At 35.7% G+C, this 19,379-nt stretch carries 19 protein-coding genes and 2 pseudogenes; 6 read left to right on the top strand and 15 right to left on the bottom strand.

Annotated features, from left to right (window positions below; translation table 11 throughout):
* Nucleotides 1–197 precede the first annotated feature (197 nt).
* Together MKZ14_RS11185 and MKZ14_RS11180 are read left to right on the top strand one after the other, a co-directional pair.
* A complete protein-coding gene (locus MKZ14_RS11185) occupies nucleotides 198–1,322 on the top strand; it encodes an IS4 family transposase (RefSeq protein WP_339280972.1) in 1,125 nt (374 codons plus the stop codon).
* Nucleotides 1,323–1,953: 631 nt separating this feature from the next.
* Nucleotides 1,954–3,435, top strand: a pseudogene (locus MKZ14_RS11180) (Lsa family ABC-F type ribosomal protection protein).
* A 32-nt stretch (nucleotides 3,436–3,467) separates the two neighbouring features.
* Here MKZ14_RS11180 and MKZ14_RS11175 read toward each other — a convergent pair.
* Entirely contained in the window at nucleotides 3,468–3,887 is a 420-nt protein-coding gene (locus MKZ14_RS11175; RefSeq protein WP_339280971.1) for a hypothetical protein, read from the bottom strand.
* A gap of 90 nt (nucleotides 3,888–3,977) precedes the next feature.
* Here MKZ14_RS11175 and MKZ14_RS11170 point away from each other — a divergent pair, with 90 nt between their 5' ends.
* The gene (locus tag MKZ14_RS11170) at nucleotides 3,978–4,718 is read left to right on the top strand and encodes a DUF3888 domain-containing protein (protein WP_333004038.1); all 741 of its coding nucleotides are present in this window, start codon (nucleotides 3,978–3,980) and stop codon (nucleotides 4,716–4,718) included.
* 28 nt (nucleotides 4,719–4,746) lie between these two features.
* On the opposite strand, the gene MKZ14_RS11165 is transcribed toward MKZ14_RS11170, so the two are convergent.
* From MKZ14_RS11165 to MKZ14_RS11150, 4 genes are all read right to left on the bottom strand, one after another.
* Entirely contained in the window at nucleotides 4,747–5,214 is a 468-nt protein-coding gene (locus MKZ14_RS11165) for a DinB family protein (protein ID WP_339280970.1), read from the bottom strand.
* Nucleotides 5,215–5,262: 48 nt separating this feature from the next.
* A complete protein-coding gene (locus MKZ14_RS11160) occupies nucleotides 5,263–5,766 on the bottom strand; it encodes a GNAT family N-acetyltransferase (RefSeq protein ID WP_048392764.1) in 504 nt (167 codons plus the stop codon).
* A 71-nt stretch (nucleotides 5,767–5,837) separates the two neighbouring features.
* Nucleotides 5,838–6,944: a response regulator gene (locus tag MKZ14_RS11155; protein WP_339280969.1), complete on the bottom strand. Its 1,107-nt coding sequence runs from the start codon at nucleotides 6,942–6,944 to the stop codon at nucleotides 5,838–5,840.
* The gene (locus MKZ14_RS11150; RefSeq protein ID WP_339280968.1) at nucleotides 6,941–9,988 is read right to left on the bottom strand and encodes an ATP-binding protein; all 3,048 of its coding nucleotides are present in this window, start codon (nucleotides 9,986–9,988) and stop codon (nucleotides 6,941–6,943) included. The genes MKZ14_RS11155 and MKZ14_RS11150 overlap by 4 nt, the downstream gene beginning before the upstream one ends.
* A gap of 347 nt (nucleotides 9,989–10,335) precedes the next feature.
* Here MKZ14_RS11150 and MKZ14_RS11145 point away from each other — a divergent pair, with 347 nt between their 5' ends.
* Nucleotides 10,336–10,701: a hypothetical protein gene (locus MKZ14_RS11145; protein ID WP_048392769.1), complete on the top strand. Its 366-nt coding sequence runs from the start codon at nucleotides 10,336–10,338 to the stop codon at nucleotides 10,699–10,701.
* Between the two features lie 78 nt (nucleotides 10,702–10,779).
* Here the strand turns inward: MKZ14_RS11145 and MKZ14_RS11140 are convergent, their stop codons facing one another.
* Both MKZ14_RS11140 and MKZ14_RS11135 read right to left on the bottom strand, forming a co-directional pair.
* Nucleotides 10,780–11,211, bottom strand: a complete 432-nt coding sequence (locus tag MKZ14_RS11140; protein WP_258859852.1) for a DUF2935 domain-containing protein — start codon at nucleotides 11,209–11,211, stop codon at nucleotides 10,780–10,782.
* 70 nt (nucleotides 11,212–11,281) lie between these two features.
* Nucleotides 11,282–12,697, bottom strand: coding sequence for a PLP-dependent aminotransferase family protein (locus MKZ14_RS11135; protein ID WP_339280967.1), 1,416 nt, complete (start codon nucleotides 12,695–12,697; stop codon nucleotides 11,282–11,284).
* Between the two features lie 166 nt (nucleotides 12,698–12,863).
* Here MKZ14_RS11135 and MKZ14_RS11130 point away from each other — a divergent pair, with 166 nt between their 5' ends.
* A complete protein-coding gene (locus MKZ14_RS11130; protein WP_339280966.1) occupies nucleotides 12,864–13,481 on the top strand; it encodes an FMN-binding negative transcriptional regulator in 618 nt (205 codons plus the stop codon).
* Nucleotides 13,482–13,526: 45 nt separating this feature from the next.
* Here the strand turns inward: MKZ14_RS11130 and MKZ14_RS11125 are convergent, their stop codons facing one another.
* The gene (locus MKZ14_RS11125) at nucleotides 13,527–14,045 is read right to left on the bottom strand and encodes a GNAT family N-acetyltransferase (RefSeq protein ID WP_339280965.1); all 519 of its coding nucleotides are present in this window, start codon (nucleotides 14,043–14,045) and stop codon (nucleotides 13,527–13,529) included.
* A gap of 127 nt (nucleotides 14,046–14,172) precedes the next feature.
* On the opposite strand from MKZ14_RS11125, the gene MKZ14_RS11120 reads away from it, so the two are divergent.
* Nucleotides 14,173–14,775 carry a YitT family protein gene (locus tag MKZ14_RS11120; RefSeq protein ID WP_339281016.1) on the top strand — a complete coding sequence of 201 codons (603 nt, stop codon included), beginning with the start codon at nucleotides 14,173–14,175 and terminating at the stop codon, nucleotides 14,773–14,775.
* Between the two features lie 49 nt (nucleotides 14,776–14,824).
* On the opposite strand, the gene MKZ14_RS11115 is transcribed toward MKZ14_RS11120, so the two are convergent.
* The 7 genes and pseudogenes from MKZ14_RS11115 to MKZ14_RS11085 form a co-directional block, all read right to left on the bottom strand.
* The gene (locus MKZ14_RS11115; RefSeq protein ID WP_339280964.1) at nucleotides 14,825–15,433 is read right to left on the bottom strand and encodes a DUF4304 domain-containing protein; all 609 of its coding nucleotides are present in this window, start codon (nucleotides 15,431–15,433) and stop codon (nucleotides 14,825–14,827) included.
* Nucleotides 15,434–16,095: 662 nt separating this feature from the next.
* A pseudogene (locus MKZ14_RS11110) lies at nucleotides 16,096–16,878 on the bottom strand (excinuclease ABC subunit UvrA); the annotation flags it as partial.
* 102 nt (nucleotides 16,879–16,980) lie between these two features.
* Nucleotides 16,981–17,391 carry an SRPBCC domain-containing protein gene (locus MKZ14_RS11105; protein ID WP_258858943.1) on the bottom strand — a complete coding sequence of 137 codons (411 nt, stop codon included), beginning with the start codon at nucleotides 17,389–17,391 and terminating at the stop codon, nucleotides 16,981–16,983.
* A complete protein-coding gene (locus tag MKZ14_RS11100; protein ID WP_016992666.1) occupies nucleotides 17,388–17,714 on the bottom strand; it encodes a metalloregulator ArsR/SmtB family transcription factor in 327 nt (108 codons plus the stop codon). The genes MKZ14_RS11105 and MKZ14_RS11100 overlap by 4 nt, the downstream gene beginning before the upstream one ends.
* A 294-nt stretch (nucleotides 17,715–18,008) precedes the next feature.
* Nucleotides 18,009–18,227, bottom strand: coding sequence for a hypothetical protein (locus tag MKZ14_RS11095; RefSeq protein WP_258858944.1), 219 nt, complete (start codon nucleotides 18,225–18,227; stop codon nucleotides 18,009–18,011).
* A gap of 37 nt (nucleotides 18,228–18,264) precedes the next feature.
* On the bottom strand, nucleotides 18,265–18,588 hold the full coding sequence (locus MKZ14_RS11090; protein ID WP_258858945.1) for a winged helix-turn-helix domain-containing protein: 324 nt from the start codon (nucleotides 18,586–18,588) through the stop codon (nucleotides 18,265–18,267).
* Between the two features lie 101 nt (nucleotides 18,589–18,689).
* Nucleotides 18,690–19,376, bottom strand: a complete 687-nt coding sequence (locus tag MKZ14_RS11085) for a diphthine--ammonia ligase (protein WP_339280963.1) — start codon at nucleotides 19,374–19,376, stop codon at nucleotides 18,690–18,692.
* Between the last annotated feature and the right edge of the window lie 3 nt (nucleotides 19,377–19,379).

Raw genomic sequence — 19,379 nt, 5'->3', positions numbered from 1 at the left:
TGCTCCTACTATAGCACACATTTCAGAATAGTAGAAATTATTTTTCAACTATTATATAAATTCACTAGCGTCGCATTAAAATAATTCAACGTTTCCATTAAGTCTGAATTTTCTGTAATCCAATCCTGACATAAAAAAATCCTTTATAATGGTTGGGCGGTAGTAAACCATCCAAATCCAAAATAAAGGACATACGCATGGACAAGTTTACACGAAAAACATCATTTGAACAATGGTTTTCACCTATTTCTTCTACACAAATGGAAAAATTAGTTGAAAATCATCAATTAAATTACTTTACAAAGAAGCTTCACATCGCTTCATTCTTAAGATTATTACTGTTTGCCCAGCTGAATGAAACCGAAAGTCTACGTGCTATCAGTGATACGCTGTTATCAGACGACTTACAAAAAGCAACGTATTTAGAGTCCATCAGTTTTTCGCAGTTAGGTCGACGATTAAATCAAGTACCATCTGAGTTTTTCCAACACATTTTTCTAGACTTAGTCACGCAAATTCATGAGAAAACACTTTTTGAGCAGCGTCGAATCATCACAACACCACTGAAAATCATTGATTCCAGCACATTGCCATTGAACTTAAAAAATCATAGGTGGGCTGAATTCCGTAAAACAAAATCAGGTGTGAAGTTACATTTGCGCCTTGTTTATCTAGAAAAAGGTTGTTCGTACCCTGATAAAGCGGTGTTAACGAACGCGAAAGAACATGATCGTGGTCAGCTTGAAATTCTCGTTGATGACAAGGAATGCATGTACGTGTTTGACCGAGGCTACTTAGATTATGAGCGTTTTGACCGCATGACAGATGATGGATTTTTCTTTGTCTCACGCTTACGAAAAAACGCCGTAACACGTGTGGTTGAATCGTTTGAAGTATCTGAACAGTCATCTGTGTTATCGGATGAAATGATTCTGATTGGCAACACGCAAAATCGTGCTGAAAATGTATTTCGCCGTATCGAAATACTGGATCCAAATGGTAAAGAGCTATATCTGATAACAAATCGTTTTGATTTAAGTGCAGATGAAGTCGCTGAACTGTATAAGTCACGCTGGGCAATTGAGCTGTTTTTCAAGTGGATGAAACAGCATCTGAACATTAAAAAGTTCTACGGGCAAAGCGAGCAAGCTGTGCACAATCAGGTGTTCATTGCGATGATCGTATACTGCTTAAACGTGCTAGCACAGCTTCACACAAACAGTTCACGGACGTATCTACAAATTAGTAGGTACTTAAAAGCAGTACTATGGAAACCGGCACGTATTTGGCTTCGGAAAATAGAAGGAAATACAGTACCATAAGGATTTTGAATCCTCAGTTGCCCCAGTCAAAGGTTATAGTAAAAAAAGGGTGTTTACTACTTTTGTTTAAGTGTCTTTCAATTTCTTAAAAACGCAAGAAATTGAAAACAGAAAATTCAATCAAAATTCATGCGACGTTAGTGATATAAATTATTTCTATAAATATTATAGGAATTATTGTATCGTACTGAATGAAAATAAGGTTACATTGTATTCTGTAAAAGACAATTATGAGAGGACTGATGAATGGACAATGAAGAACTAAACTATATTTTTATTTGAATTGAATGATTTCAAACACAAAATATAGGGTTAGTCTATCCATTTTTAACAATCAGTTTGCATTTTATTTGTCATGACACAAATGGCAAATCGCATTTATTCAGTGAAAGACTAATCCTTCCAATGCACAATTGGAGGGATTTTTTCTTGCTTTCATAGTTGATTTTGTACCTTTCATTTACTCATAAAGGGAGAGGAAAAATATGAGCGATTCAGAAACTATTGTGACGCATGTAACACTCCGTATAAGTCGTTAATATCCATCTGCTTATACGGAGAAATAAAACATAGATGGATAGACCGACTTTGTATGAAAAGTAAACTGTTGTAATACAAAGGAGGAATTATCATGTCCATTATACAAGTACAAAACCTAACTTTTTCTTATCCAAGCAGCTTTGACAATATTTTTGAGAATGTCAACTTTCAAATCGATACGGATTGGAAACTTGGATTTATCGGTAGAAACGGGCGAGGTAAAACAACATTCTTTCAGTTGTTATTAGGAAAATATGAGTATAGCGGAAAAATCATCTCTTCTGTAGACTTTACTTATTTCCCCTACCCTGTTTCAGATCCAAATAAATATACCCACGAAATATTTGAGGAAATTTGTCCTCAGGCAGAGGATTGGGAATGTCTACGTGAAATAGCTTACCTACATGTAGATGCAGAGGTCATGTATCGACCTTTTAAAACATTATCCAATGGCGAGCAAACAAAGGTGCTGCTTGCTGCGTTGTTTTTGACAGAGGGTCAATTTTTATTAATTGATGAGCCAACCAATCATCTAGACACGGATGCACGAAAGACGGTTTCAGATTATCTTCGCAGGAAAAAAGGATTTATTTTAATTTCACATGACAGAAGCTTTTTAGATGGCTGTGTTGACCATATCCTATCGATCAATAGAGCCAATATTGACGTTCAAAGTGGAAATTATTCTTCTTGGAAGTTAAATTTTGATCGTCAGCAGGAACACGAAGAAGTAACCAATCAACGACTGCAAAAAGATATCGACCGATTAAAACAATCCTCAAAGCGTTCGTCAGGTTGGTCTAATCAAGTGGAAGCCTCCAAAAACGGCACAACCAATTCAGGTTCCAAACTGGACAAAGGCTTTGTTGGACATAAAGCAGCCAAAATGATGAAACGAGCGAAGAACCTGGAATCCAGACAACAAAGAGCTATTGAGGAAAAATCAAAACTGCTAAAAAATGTTGAAAAAACCGAGTCATTGAAAGTAGAGCCATTGGCATATCCATCAAAAGAAATGGTTGTTGTCACGGATGTATCGATTCGGTACGATGACCATATCGTGAATAAGCCTATTAGCTTCAAAGTGGCACAAGGGGATCGAGTTGTTTTAGATGGCAAAAATGGAAGCGGAAAAAGTAGTATGTTAAAACTTATTCTAGGTAAGCCCATCCAACATACAGGCTCCATCAAGTTAGCTTCAGGTCTAGTCATTTCCTATGTTCAGCAGGATACATCCCATTTAAAGGGATTGCTTTCGGAATTTATTGAAGAGCATGGTATTGATGAGACGTTATTTAAATCAATCCTGCGCAAGATGGATTTTGAGCGTATTCAATTTGAGAAGGATATCTCTCATTATTCCGGTGGGCAAAAGAAAAAGCTGCTAATTGCTAAAAGCTTGTGTGAGAAGGCTCATTTATATATTTGAGATGAACCACTCAATTTTATTGATATCTATTCACGCATGCAGATTGAAGAGCTCATAAAAAGCTCTCATCTCACAATGGTGATTGTTGAGCATGATCAGGCATTTCAACAAACTGTAGCAACGAAAACGATAGCGATGTCGTAAAGAGAAGAATCCATTTTATGGATTCTTCCTTTTTAATGATATTGAAACCAATGAACCCATTTAGTAGTTGTCTCTTTCACGATATATAGCTCACCTAGTGATGCACTTTGCGCTGGCAGTAATCTTGGAAACCTTAATCGAACAAACCAGGAGTGATTAGCCACATTTTCTCCACAGAAGTTCACCGCCATTTTATAGTAATTCTTCTCCATGCCAGTTAATATTGGCATGGGCTTTATCACCTCAATTTGCCACTCCTGATAATTAGGGCTTGAGCCATATACTTTTGGAATGATGTCAGCTAATGCTTGACTAAGCTCGTCTTTGTCTTTCTCCGTTGTTTTCATCAATACATCTGGATTTGGACATATGAAGCCTTCAGGTTCTGATCCCGAAGTAGCTGTTGGAAATAACAAAAGCATACATAAAAAGGGCATTATTATTTTTTCCATTGTTCAACTCCCTTTCTTTAAAAATGCTCGATAATTTACTGTGATTGGTGCACTCTATAAAGTATCATCCTGCAGAAAGGTCACTATTCCATGAAAAAATTTGCTTATGTTTTAATGGCTATCTTAACTATATTGATTCTGCCATGTAAGATCTATGCGCAAAGTGAACAAACTGATGATCAACTAATCAGGGACACATTCATTACAATCCTTAATCCATTTATCGAAAAGGAAATTGATCATTACTACGGATATCCTAAGCAGTATGGCTTGTATGATGTGAAAATTTTAAAGATTGTCAAAGAAAGTCAGTTTAGCTTTAAAGTTAGCGTGGAAGTTACCACCTTTGAGCATGCACATTCCCCGCCTTATAGTAAGGAAATCATTACATTTGAAATCAGTCCAAGTGGGGTCAGCACAATTCGCTATATACATGAGGCGGATGATGTAGAAAAAGCAATAGACGCATTTTATAGGGCAACACTGTTAGATATACAGCAGAGTTTTAAGCTGGACTTATCATCGTATACTTCCTACCGATACGATCAATTGCAATATCAAGCTGAAATAAATCATGATATGAAACCCCTTGCTACGATTGCAGAGGAAATAGTGACCACCATTTTATTTCCTGAGCGAAAGATACCATACAAAAATGTCATAGACCCTGTCACCTACATCAAGGGTGATACAGGCTATATGCTCTTTAAAAGGGCGGATGGTACAAATGTAAGCTATCAACTGCAAAAGAAAGACGGCACATGGATCGTAACAGATAAAGCAAGTAAACCAGGTAGGAAAATGGAGGATCTGTTGCCTTGGTATATATAGAAAAAATGAAGCCAACTGATTCCATCAGTTAGGCTTCATTCTTTAAGAGTATTTGCATCATACTTTTTATAATGCCCATGTGTAGACTTTCATGGTTCATATGAAAGACAACCATATCCCCCAATGTTTTCATACCTAAAAAAGGCTCTTTTAGCGGTTCATGTAAATGTCCCGCACAAGCTTGTTCAATAAGTATAGGTTGTTCCTCTAGGAGCTTAATGATTTGATCCATTGGTGGCGGTTGCTCAGTCCAGTTATCCGGATTACTGCCACTAGGAAACATGACATGATAGGATAGGGGCAAATGCCTTTCTTGTGAAACAGCTGGAAAAACGGTATGATCCCAACCAACTAATAGATGACCAGCATTCCAACGAATAGTGTTTTTATGTCCAATGGGTATCTGATCAACAATATTCTCAGGGATTGTACGTAGAAATTCAACAGTCCAATTACGCCACATTTTCATTTGCTTAAATAATTGTGCTTCGTTCATATACTAGCTCCCTTTCTACACGTTTTAAGTTATATTCAATACCATGGATTAAATTAATTTATAGTAAATTACGGTTGCTTCTAATTCTCCATCTGGTGAAATAGTATATTGCGGAATTTTCCCTACTTCTTGATAATCTAATGATTTATATAATTTATTAGAAGGATCCCCTTCTCTCGTATCTAAAACTAGCAAGGAGCGGTTTTCTTGTTTTGCTCGTTCCTCTGCTTGTTGCATCAGCGCTCGTCCAATACCGTTGCGTCTAAAGTTGGGATGTGTCATTAACTTGCAAATTTCAGCACGATGAATGCCATTTGGTTTGCTAGTTAAATGCAATTGAATACTACCTGCAATTTCATTATTTATTTTCGCAATGAACAGTAAGACATCTGACGCTAAGACAGATTGCCAATATTTTATCGCTTGTTCTTGTGTGAGTGGAGGTAAAAAACCTACGGATGCTCCTTCATCTACGACCATAATCAATAATTCAGTAAGCCTCTCCAAATCTTGCTCAATATGGTGAAGCTCAATTATTTCAATCTTTTGCATGCCGAAAGCATCTCCTTTTTATAAAATTATTACCTACTATTAAAACAGAAATTACTTTTCCGAAATCGTTTCTAAACGTTGAGTAAGAACTCGTTGTATTTTCTATAAAATTTTTCTGGCACAGCGAGATCAATTTCAGCTAATTTTGCCTCTATAGATTCAAAGAATTTTATACATTCTTGTTTCCTATTTTGTTGAATTAAGAATTCTAACAATTGAAACATATACTGTTCATTGTATTCGTCTAGCTCTAATAGCTTTTGTAGGCAATTATACTTTAATAAAGTATGGGCAGCGTCTATACGTGCAATATACTGTTCAAGCACATGTAATACAGATTGCTTTAAGCGAAGCCTGATTTGATTAACCCATAAATACTCCTCATCTATTAAAAAATCACCCTCATAGCAATTCAATAACTGCTGAATGGATTTCTCATCATGTTGATCCTGCTCCAATAGTTGATTCAGCTCATCATAATCAGTTTGAATTTCCGCATTTAATTTATAGTGATTATTGACCAAGAGTATGGGATCTTGAATACCATTGTCCTTTAATATCTTTCTTAAATGATAAATAGTTGTATGTAAATTACTAGCTGCCTTTTCAAAGTTCAAATCTGGCCACAATTCCTCTAAAAGAACTGCATTTAACATAGGCCGTTTTTGGTGAAATAGTAAATATAAAAATAGTTCACGTACTTTTCTTGTTCGCCACTTAATCACATTATGTTGAACATCCAGTAGATAAAAGCTGCCTAATGTATGCGCATATAATGAGTTTTTCTTCTCATCCCTCGGCGCCACCGTCACGACCATTTTTTTCTGTGCTTTTGTTAACGCATTAATCAGTCGTTTTTCCTGTACTGGCTTTAATAAATAATCTGTTGCTTCTACTTCAAAAGCCTCCACGGCAAATTGTGTATGAGCTGTAACAAAAATGATTTGTAAGGATGGTTGCTTGTGTAGGAGCTGCTTTGCAAGTTGCATACCGTGTGTGTCAATCATTTCAATATCTAAAAACACTACATCAATTATTTCTTTTTCAAGAAACTGGAGGGCCTCAGTTGGATTTGTAAATGTTCCCTTAATGTTAATCTGAAATTGGGCAAGTTGTTTAACCATAATAGATAAAACATCAATGGCCAATTTTTCATCATCAACGATCATTATATTCATGTGACACCACCCTCTGGTAATAAAATGACAATTGTTGTTCCCTTTCCTTCTTCGCTGTAAATTCGTAAACTAGCATTTTTTATTAATTTAAATTTCTTTAATGGATTCATAAAGCCAATTCTTGTACTTTCTTCATTTAGCAATTGGTGCAATTTTTCTTCTGAAATTCCTACACCATTATCATAGATTTTAATTCTTACAAATTGTCCCTCTCTCTGTAGGCTTAATTCTATGGTCCCTCCCTCTACTTTCTTAGAGATACCATGGAACACTGCGTTTTCAATTAAAGGTTGAATGGACAATGCAGGGATTCCTAATTGTATCGATTCGTCAATATCATATTTAATACGTAAACGATCTCCAAAGCGCATTTTTTCAATTGATAAATAGGCTTTTACAAGCTCCATCTCCTCATCGATGGGGACAATGCTATTTCGATAATGAACATTCAGTTTTGCACGGAAATAAGTGGCTAAACAATAAAGAGCTTCACGTGTGTTTTCCATATCTGTATAACTTAAACCAATAATCGTATTAAGTGTGTTATATACAAAATGTGGTGTGACCTGTGAATATAAATAGTTCATTTCTACTTCGATTGCATCGATTGATGATTGTCGAACAGCCAATAAAGATTCAATACGAATAAAAAGTTCATCGGTAGAAATCGGCTTTTGTAGATAATCATTCGCCCCTACTTTTACCGTTTGCAGTAAGTCAGATTGCTTCATAACTGTAGTTAAGATAATTATTGGTAGTTCCAGCATATCATATTGTTTACGTACACGTTTACATAACTCATAACCTGACATCCCATTCATCATTAGGTCGATTAACATACAATCTACATGATTGGTTTTAATATAATCGATCGCATCAAAGCCGTTATCTAAGGCGATCACTGTATATCCCTTTAAACTTAGTGCTTCCGTTAAAGTTTTTATATTGACATGGTTGTCATCTACCACCAGTATTTTTTTATCGCTTCCTTTATAAATAAGGGGCAGTCGAAGCTGTATTTCTGTATCTGTATGTGATGTAATGATAGCTTGTTCATTACTTACGTTTTCTAGTGTTGAGAGGGGCATTGTAAATGTAAATGTTGTCCCTTCCCCTACAGTGCTTGTCACATAAATGTTACCATTTAATTTTTCAACAATATTTTTAGTAATACTTAGTCCCAAACCTAGCCCTTCTTTATTATGATGATTGTTTCCTTGATAAAAGGCGTTAAAAATACGATCTAATTCTTGTGTCGGAATTCCACAGCCTGTATCACTTACTTGGATGACCATCTGCTCCTGTTCAACATGCGCAGTGACTATGATTGTTCCATTTTGTGTAAATTTAATCGCATTATGCAGCAAGTTATATAAAATTTGTTTAAAGCGTAATTCATCCGTGTAGATCTTTGGCAAATCTAAGTTTATCTCTGCTGTTACCCTTACTTGACTATTTTTGGGCATAAGACTACGAATTTCGGCTACTACCTCATGTATAACAGATAGAGATACACTGCGTAGACTAATCCTTACTTCTCCTGTCATTTGATTAGAAGAAAACAATAAATCTTCTACTAAATGACCTATGCGCTGTGTAACGCTATGAATTAGAATAACTTGCTCCTGTTGAGATCGTTTTAATGGTCCTTGAGCACCTTCCATTAAGGATCTGGATATATTTAATATTCCGTTTAGGGGGGCACGGAGTTCATGCGAAGTTTTCAGAAGAAATTCATTCTTCATTTGATTATGTTCAAGCAATTCTTCTGACAATGCTGCTATTTTTAAAACAGCTTGATTGGCACGATAATTTAATAATGAGGCAAAGCCAAATAATATTAGTAAAAATAACATAAATTCTGTATAGTCAAAAGGCATCCCAAATAAAAAGTTACAAATGAGTAAAATAGAATAACAACTAATCGCTGTAATAACTATTAGCACATAACGCACAGCCTCTAAACGTTTTAGCATGACCTTTATAAGCAACCATATATTATAGAAAATAACTGGAGCCGTGACACTGATATAGATTATTTTTCTCATAATCATTTCAAATTCTGAGGAGGCCCTTTCATTTTTTGTAAAGGGATTATAGATACCGTACATAACAAACACGATACCAAGTAATATGGCAAGCGTGTATAAAATTTTTCTTTCTAGTAATTGTGGGTACATCGCATTTATAAAAAATGTTAAAGCAAGCAATGCGAGTGGAATGATTCCTAATTGCAGACGTAATTGATTGACCGTCGATAGATCAGTAAATAACAGGAAAAACACTTTTTGATTGATAAACGACATATAAAATCCTAATGAAATAGTAAATAGACCAAAGAATAACTCTTCCTTACGCTTGCGATTCTGTAAAAATGTAAAGACATAGATCGCACCAACTATAATATGACCTATACTCACTACTATATCTAAAAACACTTTCCAGTGATAATGCTTTTGAATAGCCTTCATCGTACCAAATTCAATAGGATAAACAATTCCAGCCTGAGGATAATTGTAATTTGCAACATGGATGACAACGTCTAGTCTTTTATTGACACTAGGAGAAAAAACGGTATATTTATCATCATTTTCAGATGCATATGCGCTTAAAACAGTACTTGGATTTCCTTTAGCCCCTACTTCAACGCCATTAATGAATACACGACTAGCTTGACGAATCGTTCGAATATATAGGCCGTAAACTCCATCTGATGGTACCTCTATGTTGACGTGATAGGTTCCCACCGAAAGCCCCTCTTCATTTGGCTCTACATATGCTTGCCAATTAAAGGGTATATTTAAATTCAGTTTTTTATGTTGATAGCTATCAAAATTTTCTCCCAAAGAAATTAATACATTTGGATAAAAGGCCCATTCTCCTTCTAGTTTTACAGGCTTTAATAATTGCTCTTCCTCTAACTCTCCTACACCTTTATGTATAATTTTTGGCTGATTAGTGGAGAAATAATGCCAATTACCAATAAAAAAAACAATCACAAAAAGCATGATTATACTTACAATAATTATGATATTTTTTTTCATTTTCGTGCCCCCAAAGATCGATCATTTATGATGTATCTTTACATCATATTGCTCACTGTTTTTACAATCAACCCCTTTTGAGATAGTAGCATACTGTGTTTGAACAAAATCTAAACAAACAATAATAATACCTTTCTTGATGTTTCGTTTGTTGTTATTTTAAAAAAATGATTGTAAGCGAATTAAAAATTTTTATTAGCCTCTGGAAACATGTGAAGTGAATTGTTTTCAATAAATTACTATTGTCTAAATAGACTTTCCACATTATTGAAGGAAAATATTAATCATTAAAATTTTTCTAAAAAAATGTTATGATCAGAAAGGATTTTGATTGATGGAGGATTTTGATGAAGGTTGATTTTGAAGAGTTATTAAATGGTGTTTTTTCATCTTTACAAACTATTGATGGAGTAAAATCCGTGAATTCCATTCTTGAAGTACTAAAGGATCGAATTATTTTCCCTGAGATTACCACTCTAATATTGAACACTAGGTTTGAACTGGTTTATTTATTTAACGAGCAGAAAGTAGTGTTTAAAACATTAAAAGAAGTATTGATTGATTCAAATTATATAGAAGAAATTAATTTAATCAATCAACATTGTCATTCAATTGAAAGTATTCTAAATGACTTTGTTCACACAGATACACTTAAAAATTATTCTTTAAGTCTCCTTTCCTTTAAATATAAAGAGAAAATTCCGAATAGTTAATATTGTGATGGTGAAAACGTCCTAAAAATGGAGTGTGGCAAGTGTTTTTTCTCCAAACTCCATTTCCAGACGCATGACCTAGTATTTCTGTTGATACAAAATGGTTTGAGCGATTCCGATAAAATATTCGGATTCTACAATGATATGATTTAATACAACTTTAGCTGTCGGATTGGCGCTTATCGGTTGACTTTCTTGCATAAGCGTTCGGCAAAACTGGATAAATTGATCACTCTGTTGAAGACAGAAGGAAGTCAGCTGTAAAATATCCTGAAATAAAGCTGGAGAAACTTGTCCCTGTGAACGATTGACGGTTTCTATATATCTTACAACTTGCTGATGTGTTTGAGCGAAAGCCTTTTCCCATTCCTTTAACGCATCGACATATGGCTGCTCCAAATCTTTCACAAGCTCTCTTATTACTACTGTATGCTCTTCTTCTTGGTGCTTCCAAAATTCAGCTTCATCTAATACACGTAATGGCATTTGATTGCCATAATAAAATTGCATGAAAATCCCCCTCCCACTTATCTCTATTATGTATATACAAGAAATGTGGAAATAGAACTTTGAAAGAGATTCATGTCATAGTAGAGCTATTAAACCAAGCATGGTTTACTAGCTTAATGCCCATGGCTATCTCATCTTCCGCCAAATTAGCAAACCCCAATAATACCTTAGCGGGCTGTACGAACGAGGGATTTGCATAAAAAATGGATGTTGGGTAGACCTTAACGCCGGCCATCTTTGCTGTATTAATCAATTCCTCTTCAGTCATCTTATTATTTGGTTCAAGTAAAATATGTAAGCCACTGCTGGCCCCATATATTTTCCCATTTTCCCCGAAAGTTTGATGAATGGACTTTACTAAAGCCTCATATCTTCGCTTATAACTATTCCTTGTTTTATTCAAGTGTCTCTCCCAATACCCACTCTCTATAAATAGCTGTAACGTATGCTGGTGGAGTCTGGACACAGTTTGAACATAGTAATTGTTCTGATGAAATAAATCCATTAATGTTCTTGGTAATATCATATAGCTTAGCTTAATGGATGGAATCAAAGATTTTGAAAAGGTGCCCATATAGATGACGCGATCACTCGAATCTAATCCCTGTAGAGCAGGAATCGGTTTTCCAGCATATCGAAATTCCCCATCATAATCATCCTCGATGATATAGGCATCTTCTTCCCTTGCCCACTCTAGTAATGCTAATCTTCTTGAGATCGGCATAACCGTTCCAAGTGGAAATTGATGGGAGGGTGTGACATAAACGGCCTTAATGTTATTTTTTCTTAATTGATCGATATGAATACCATGCTCATCAAGAGCGATTGGTTTCACCTTTATACCATTATCTTTAAACAGGTAACGAACGCGATAATAACCTGGATCTTCCATAGCAAAAAGCTCATTTCGTCCAATTAGGTTACATACGATACCTAGCAGAAACTGCAAGCCTGCCCCAATAACAATTTGCTCTGCACGACATTGCACCCCTCTAGCTTCATAAAGATAGCTTGCCATATAATTTCTTAATTCCAGCTCTCCCTGTGGATCTCCATATAAAAGGAGTTGAGCCTGTTCTTCATCAAGGCTCTGCATCGATAATTTACGCCATATTTTAAAGGGAAAATCTTTTAAATTAATATCCCCATAATTAAAATCGTACTTAATTGCTGGTCGGTCTTGTTTCTGCTGAGTCGCTAATTGTGGCTTAAAATGCTGAGGGTCCCCTTGAAAATAACCTTTTTCAAGATCAACTACAAATAGTCCCTTTCTTTCTCTACTAACCACATAGCCCTCTGCAAGGAGCTGCTGATAAGCTGCATCTACCGTGTTGCGACTAATTTGTAAATGTTTAGCTAGACTACGTTGAGACGGCAATTTGCTTTGAGCTCTTATCTTTCCATTTTGGATTTCGGCTTTTATATAGTTATATAATTGAAGGTAAAGTGGTTCCTCATTATTCAGGTGTGGGGTTATTTCGAGCATGATTCTTGGCTCCTTTAGAAATAGCGTTATTGGCACTTTTATGAGGTGCCAGTGATTGATTATAATAAAATCTACATCGTTGAGTAGAAAATGTAAAGATGTGCCTACATAATTATTTGTTTATTCAAAAAACTCACGATGATTTTATGTATAAGGAGAGGTTTCCATGTATGTTCCTAAGTATTACAAAGTATCGGATTTAGAAGAAATCAAAGAATTTATTCAACATAATTCCTTTGCAACAATCGTTTCAATTCGAAAAGGTAAGCCTATTGCAGCCCATATACCCGTGTTGCTGAAAAAAATCGAAGGTGACTATTATCTGACTGGTCACTTAGCCTATGGTAACCCTTTATGGAAGACCTTTGAGGAAGTACAAGATATTCTCGTGATATTTAATGGTCCACATGCTTATATCTCTTCCTCTTGGTATGAGCAAGAAAATGTGCCAACCTGGAATTATCAAGCTGTCCATATATATGGAAAGGCCAGTCTGATTGAAGGAATAGATTTAGAACAAGATTTGGCTAGCTTACTTGAAAAATATGAGTCATTCCGTGAAAATCCTGTTTTATGGGATAAACTATCTCCTGAGCTTTTGCAGCAAGAAATGAAAGGAATAAAAGGGTTTAAAATAAAGGTGGAAGAAGTGCAGGCAGCCTATAAATTAAGTCAAAATCGGAATGCTAGTGATTACGCCAATATTATAAAGGAACTTTATAAAGAGGAAAATCCCCATGCTGATGCGGTGGCTGAGGCCATGAAGAAAAATAGAAGCAATTAAAACAGCAGGCAGAAATGTTGAGAATCAACGTTTCTGCCATAAAATTTAGGCAAGTGTTTTCGTCATGATAAGATCAATTTGTTCTTCGTCACCCATATAAAATGAGTGGGCGCCGGTTTGGACAAAGCCTATTTTCTGATAAAAACCGATGGCACTGTCATTTTTCTCCCAAACCCCTAGCCAAATGCTTTTTTTATTTTGGGCCACAGCCTCCTCTATTGCTTTATTCATAAGGTATTTGCCAAGCCCTTTTCCTTGATATTGATGTCGAACATAAATTCTCTCCACCTCTAATGACTCATCTCCCATTCGTTCGGATTGTGCTTCATTGACATTTACTTTTAAATAGCCAGCTATTTCTTCCTCATAATAGATAAAATAGAATGCTGAATCCAAATTGGCCAATTCCTTCTCTAGCTGTTGCTTATGAAAGGCACGCTCTAAATAAGCCTTCATATTTTCAGGGGAGTTCTGGTCTTTAAATGTATCATTAAATGTTTCAATACTTATTGCTTGAAGCTGTTTTAAATCTGCGTGCTCACACTTCTCTAATTTAACAGACATTGATTCCACTCCTTTGTTGTAAACTCTTTCTGGATTTTATATTGCAAATGCAATAAAAAGAGTATATAGTCAATTTAACGCAATTTTGTTGTATTTGCAATAAAAATAGTAGGAGGAGATCTTTTTGTTGAAATATGTCTTTTATGTAGTGGGCATTTTAATTTTAACGCTAGGTATTTCGCTCACGATTCAATCTAAACTCGGCACATCACCTTTCGATGCGCTTCTAGTAGGATTATCTAAAAATGTGGGGCTAACTGTAGGTAGTTGGGAAATCATCTTAGCTCTCCTATTAATAGGTAGTAATTCCCTATTAGCTAGACAAAGACCTGAAATTTTAGGGTTGGTTACTGCATTGATCACTGGCATAGGGATTGATATGTGGTTATTTTTATTACATGATATAGTGTCCCCAGATCTTTGGTTTAGCCAAGCTGTCTGTTTTACTACTGGTTTAGTTATAGTTGGGTTAGGAACGGCGACTTATTTACATACAAATTTTGCACCAATTCCTGTAGATCGACTTACTTTAATTATCAAAGAATTAACTAGAAAAACGATTTTTTTCTCAAGAACTCTTATTTATCTTTTATTTTTCATGTTGGCTATCTTTTTTAATGGTCCAATCGGTGTCGGTACATTATTAACCGTTTGCTTCGGTGGCTATATCCTCCATTTTTTTATGCCGATAACTGGAAGAATACTAGATAACATATTGAATAAATCCTAACTTATAAAACTAGTTACTCGCTCAAAAATAAGTTCTGGTTTTGTGATGCCTAATTTTCCTCAAGTTCCACTGCGTATTGATTGAAAATGGCTTGGTATTTATTTTTGAAAATAGGCCATCTTGGTTCGGTTCCATGCTTTTTCTGCAATGCATTATAGTAGAGCTTAGCTGTTGTAACATCATTGGCTTGTAATAACAAATGAAAGCTTTCTTCGCCCAAGTGCAGAAATGGACCTGCAATGTAATAATCAACAATGGATCTTGCAGAAGTCATCGTTTCATAGAAATTATGAACCTCCTCTAACCCCAGCAGCAATAATTTTGTTAATTCTTCCAAATTTGTAGTGGCTGTGATGGAAAATCGATCAGGTGCATTTTCGACAATGGAGTTAATCCTTGCTCGGAAGTGACATTCTGCTTCTTTGGGTGCTGTCACCATTTCTCTTGATTGTAGCTGTGCTAGCTCTGCTGCATATATCCCACAGTTCACATAAAACATCATCGTATCGACTGTATTACCAGAAGATTTTTGGAAATTGATCAGATAGATAAGGTTTTCGGTTGTTCGATAGAAATTCAATCCTTTCCTTTTAAAGCCTAGCTTGATTAGAAATGGCTTGATGTCCTGTTTTATTAATTCATTAAAAATTTGCTGCAATGGAATACCTCCTTCTCCTTTAGTATTCATTCGATTTATGTTTCCTTATTATTTCATTAGCTCGCAGCTGTATTTCTTCATGTTGAACCTACTTATTTTATATAGTTTAACGTATCCATTGCTCAAAAACATAAATTAAGGCTAACTTTTCCTATCTAACAGTAAACGACTTTGCAGTTACGGGAGCTACATAAAAGCAGAATTTTCTACCACTATCCTTAGTGTCATAACGTAGTATCACCTAAAAATAATAATGTTTAAATAACCGTTATGCTGGAAAGCCACTATTACAATAACGATTTTTCAATTGGATAAAACGTTTAAATTAACACTTATGTCCCTATAAATCCATTAATTTCATATATTTTTAGTAAAATTGCCCATTATTATTGCAAAAGTTTTACACAATTAAAATTAAGGTTTCAATTTTGGTGTTGAAGGGTAATCGGTAATATTATTGAAAAATAACTCTACCCTATTTCATGCTATTCTTACTTTAGTTCAAAAAGGCGAAAGCTTTTTGAAAGGAGTAAGAATGAATTGAAGAAAAAATGGTTACTACCCATTTTCGCATCGTTTATGTTCTTTACAGGTATGGGTATTCATGATGCGAAAGCGGCAACAATAGCAGATATAACAAATACAGCCAAAGCATATATAGTTTGCTCTAAAATTTTTAGTAAGGTGTTATGGTCCAGACCCACAGAAATTTCATCAACAATAATCACTGTATTTTCGCTTGTTGCCATGAATTCTGCTAAGTACAGTCTTGTTAATTCTCCACCTGATAAAGTCCCTATAATGCGATTTAATGTTAAGTAGCCAATATTCATTTGCATAATATTGTGAAGAATATGCTGTTTTTCTTCGCTGATATTTAATTCTTCTGATAAGGAATAGATGGCTTCTATACTTAAATTGTGAATATCAGAAATACTATAGAGTTCATTCCATAAAGTGATTTTATGCTGCTCCACTTCTGGGCAATAGCGCTTACCCAAACATTTTTTACATTCTACATTTTTTGTCGTGCCTCGCCCCTTACATGCAGGACACCAGCCTAACGCATTGTTAAAGGAAAACATCTCTGGAGAAAGATGAAATTCATCTGCCAGTCGATTACGAATTTCTTTAAAAACACCTGTGTGTGTACCAATCGTGGAACGTGGGTTGCTAGAGATTGAGGATTTTCCTAGAAAAAGTACAAGAGGCATGTCCTCCATTTTAATGGCACTGAAGTTCGTTTCCATAATGTTTGGAAACAAATATTGATATTCAGCCTTTGGTAATAAAGAGACGAGACGTTTTTTTGACTCTTCCCCAATCGTTTGACAAAATGTCGTTTTCCCTGAGCCAGACAAACCTGCTATCGCTAACGATTGATCTTCGGGTAAAACGACATCTAAACGGTTGATATTATTGGCAATTAGTTCATTAATCTTCATTTAGTTATCCTTCCATTTTAAAATATCAAAAGATGGAACTGAAAATGAAAGAACACAATTCTTGCTACGGAATTGCGCTCTCCTGTTGTCATTTAATTAATACTAGGCTAATACTTTTTCAAGCTGGGCACCCATATTTGTCCAAGCGTATTTAGCACCTTCAATTGCTCCTTGACGAGCCTTTGTTTCTTCGCTAAAGCCACTTTGATCGAGGTGAAGCTGTATTGTGCCATCTGATTGTTCTGCTAATGTCCAAGTTACTGTAGTCGTTTCGCCAGCACTTGTCCACGTATAAGATAATTTGTGAGGCTCTTCTACTTCCAGCACCTCACAATCTACAATGCCGTCCCACCATTCGTTTGGTTCAGCACGAAATTGAAATTTATGCCCCACAACGGGTTGGAAGTCATTGCTCCATATCCATTTTGCAAGTGTCTCTGAATCAGTTAAAGCGTGCCATACTTGCTCGATTGAACTTGTAAATTTAAAATCTAAGGATACATCTGGTTTCATTTGTTTTCCTCCAATAAAAGCTGTAGTTTTGATATTCTTTCTTTCCAAAATCCTTCATACAACGAGACCCAATCCTGTATTTCCTTCAATGGAGCAGCATTCAAGCGGTACCTCGTCTCTCTACCTTCCTTGCGAGCCAGAACAAGACCTGCATCTTTCAGGATGGCTAAATGTTTCGATACGGCCGTACGCCCCATATCAAATTGAGCGGTTAATTCGTGAAGCGGTAACTCCTCTGCCTCTGCTAATAAACGAATCAATGTTCGTCTTGTTGGATCAGCGATAGCTACATAGACGTCACGCTCTTGATGATTGTTACTCAAAACCACCACCCTTTCTAATAGGACACTAAATGGTGTCTTAATTATATGCCACCATTTAGTGTCCAGTCAAATGTTATTTTAGACAAAATGCTATGTATTCTAATCACCAAAAAAGATATAGGTGAAATACAAAAAAAGTACAGAGGTGAGCACCTTGTACTTTTACTAAACTAATTCATTTTTTATAACTATCCAGCATACGTAGACAAAGGATGATCCTTAGACTGATTATCTGAAAAGAAAATTCTTCAAATATTTAATACAGGACAATAATCCTACAAACGGTAGTATTCCCTAATCCACTTGTTTCAGTATATTTTCGATATTCGTTAAGCGTTTGTTTATTTCTTGAATTTGCTGTTGTTGCAATTGAGCTGTTTCTTTATCTAATTTTAGTTGTTCTTCGGCACGGCGCTCCGCTCGACGAATGACACTGAACACAAAAATAAAAATTAAAATAAGAACGATAAGTGGCAGCAAAGAAACTACAGAAACTATCGACATTGATGACATTTGTTGAAACTCCTTTTCTATATAATTCTTACAAAGTCTACTCCTTACTATTTTTATCCGTGATGTCGTTTGCAACTTGGGAAATGACATCAGCATTTAAGGTCAGGCTAAAAGGGTTTAGGGTATAATACTTCATTGCTTTACCACTTTCAGAAACCTCATGATAGCCATTAATTAAGTTGGCTTCCTCTAATTTCTGTAAGTGCAAATAAAGTAATGGTCTACTAATTCCTAACTCTCTTGCAAGTTGACTAACATATTGCTTTTCTTGATGAAGAATGGCAATAATTTTTAAACGATAAGGATTTGACAGCGCACCCAATACTGTTAACAGCTCATCACCTTTAAATATATCTTTCATATGTAATAATTTTATTACATATGAAATAAAAAGACAAGAAGAGATCAAAAAACCTTTAATGTAATGAATTGGTCATCACATTAAAGGTTATCTTGAGTGACTTACGCAAGCTCCAAAGGTAAAAATGCATAGTCTCCATCTCGTATTACTGGGCATTTCCGGACAGTAATTGGCTGCTGAAAAAGCGGTCCATCTAAGACGGTTGTATGGAATTCTCCGCCCTCACCACAAGGGTCAATGCCGCGAGCTTCGAGTTCCTGAACAAAATCGTTAGTAAGGATTCTTCCTAAATCTGCTTCGGTCATACCTAACGATAGGTTAACTGTGACAATCATCGTGCTAAATCCTAAGTGAATAAATTCATCGACAGCTTCCCGATGGTTCATTTCCCATAAAGGCATACCAAGCTTTAATCCGGCCTTTTTTGTCACTTGATCATGCCAGCAGCCGTGTGCAGGCATATCTAAATCACCTGTAACTAATACCTCAGCTCCTTGATTTTTTGCATTTTCTAAAAGACCAATAAACACTTGCTCATACTCGGCCCAGCTTGCAGCAGCCGTATAGACAGGTAGCCCAATAGAGTCGGCTTGTGCTTGGATAATTTCTGGTGGCATTCCATGCGACCTTGAGCGTTGCCCTTCTTCCTCCAACATCACGATAAGACCCATTGCTTGACCCTCCTGTGATGCTTTATATAAAGCTAAGACACTATCCTTTCCACCACTAAATGAAGCAATAAATTTTTGATTCAGCGCATTATTTTTCCAGTTTGTGCTATCTGTCATTTT

The organism is Lysinibacillus sp. FSL P2-0066 (assembly GCF_037969495.1).
GTDB classification, from domain to species: Bacteria; Bacillota; Bacilli; order Bacillales_A; family Planococcaceae; genus Lysinibacillus; species Lysinibacillus boronitolerans.
This window is presented reverse-complemented; position numbering and strand designations above follow the sequence as displayed.

Bases quoted from the DNA above. Each gene is read 5' to 3' on its own strand.
- MKZ14_RS11160 (WP_048392764.1), bottom strand. From the start codon at position 5,766: ATGCAAAAGATTGAAATAATTGAGCTTCACCATATTGAGCAAGATTTG.
- MKZ14_RS11165 (WP_339280970.1), bottom strand. From the start codon at position 5,214: ATGAACGAAGCACAATTATTTAAGCAAATGAAAATGTGGCGTAATTGG.
- MKZ14_RS11105 (WP_258858943.1), bottom strand. From the start codon at position 17,391: ATGAAACCAGATGTATCCTTAGATTTTAAATTTACAAGTTCAATCGAG.
- MKZ14_RS11175 (WP_339280971.1), bottom strand. From the start codon at position 3,887: ATGGAAAAAATAATAATGCCCTTTTTATGTATGCTTTTGTTATTTCCA.
- MKZ14_RS11130 (WP_339280966.1), top strand. From the start codon at position 12,864: ATGTATGTTCCTAAGTATTACAAAGTATCGGATTTAGAAGAAATCAAA.
- MKZ14_RS11085 (WP_339280963.1), bottom strand. From the start codon at position 19,376: ATGACAGATAGCACAAACTGGAAAAATAATGCGCTGAATCAAAAATTT.
- MKZ14_RS11125 (WP_339280965.1), bottom strand. From the start codon at position 14,045: ATGTCTGTTAAATTAGAGAAGTGTGAGCACGCAGATTTAAAACAGCTT.
- MKZ14_RS11155 (WP_339280969.1), bottom strand. From the start codon at position 6,944: ATGAATATAATGATCGTTGATGATGAAAAATTGGCCATTGATGTTTTA.
- MKZ14_RS11145 (WP_048392769.1), top strand. From the start codon at position 10,336: ATGAAGGTTGATTTTGAAGAGTTATTAAATGGTGTTTTTTCATCTTTA.
- MKZ14_RS11135 (WP_339280967.1), bottom strand. From the start codon at position 12,697: ATGCTCGAAATAACCCCACACCTGAATAATGAGGAACCACTTTACCTT.
- MKZ14_RS11150 (WP_339280968.1), bottom strand. From the start codon at position 9,988: ATGAAAAAAAATATCATAATTATTGTAAGTATAATCATGCTTTTTGTG.
- MKZ14_RS11185 (WP_339280972.1), top strand. From the start codon at position 198: ATGGACAAGTTTACACGAAAAACATCATTTGAACAATGGTTTTCACCT.
- MKZ14_RS11140 (WP_258859852.1), bottom strand. From the start codon at position 11,211: ATGCAATTTTATTATGGCAATCAAATGCCATTACGTGTATTAGATGAA.
- MKZ14_RS11095 (WP_258858944.1), bottom strand. From the start codon at position 18,227: ATGTCATCAATGTCGATAGTTTCTGTAGTTTCTTTGCTGCCACTTATC.
- MKZ14_RS11170 (WP_333004038.1), top strand. From the start codon at position 3,978: ATGAAAAAATTTGCTTATGTTTTAATGGCTATCTTAACTATATTGATT.
- MKZ14_RS11090 (WP_258858945.1), bottom strand. From the start codon at position 18,588: ATGAAAGATATATTTAAAGGTGATGAGCTGTTAACAGTATTGGGTGCG.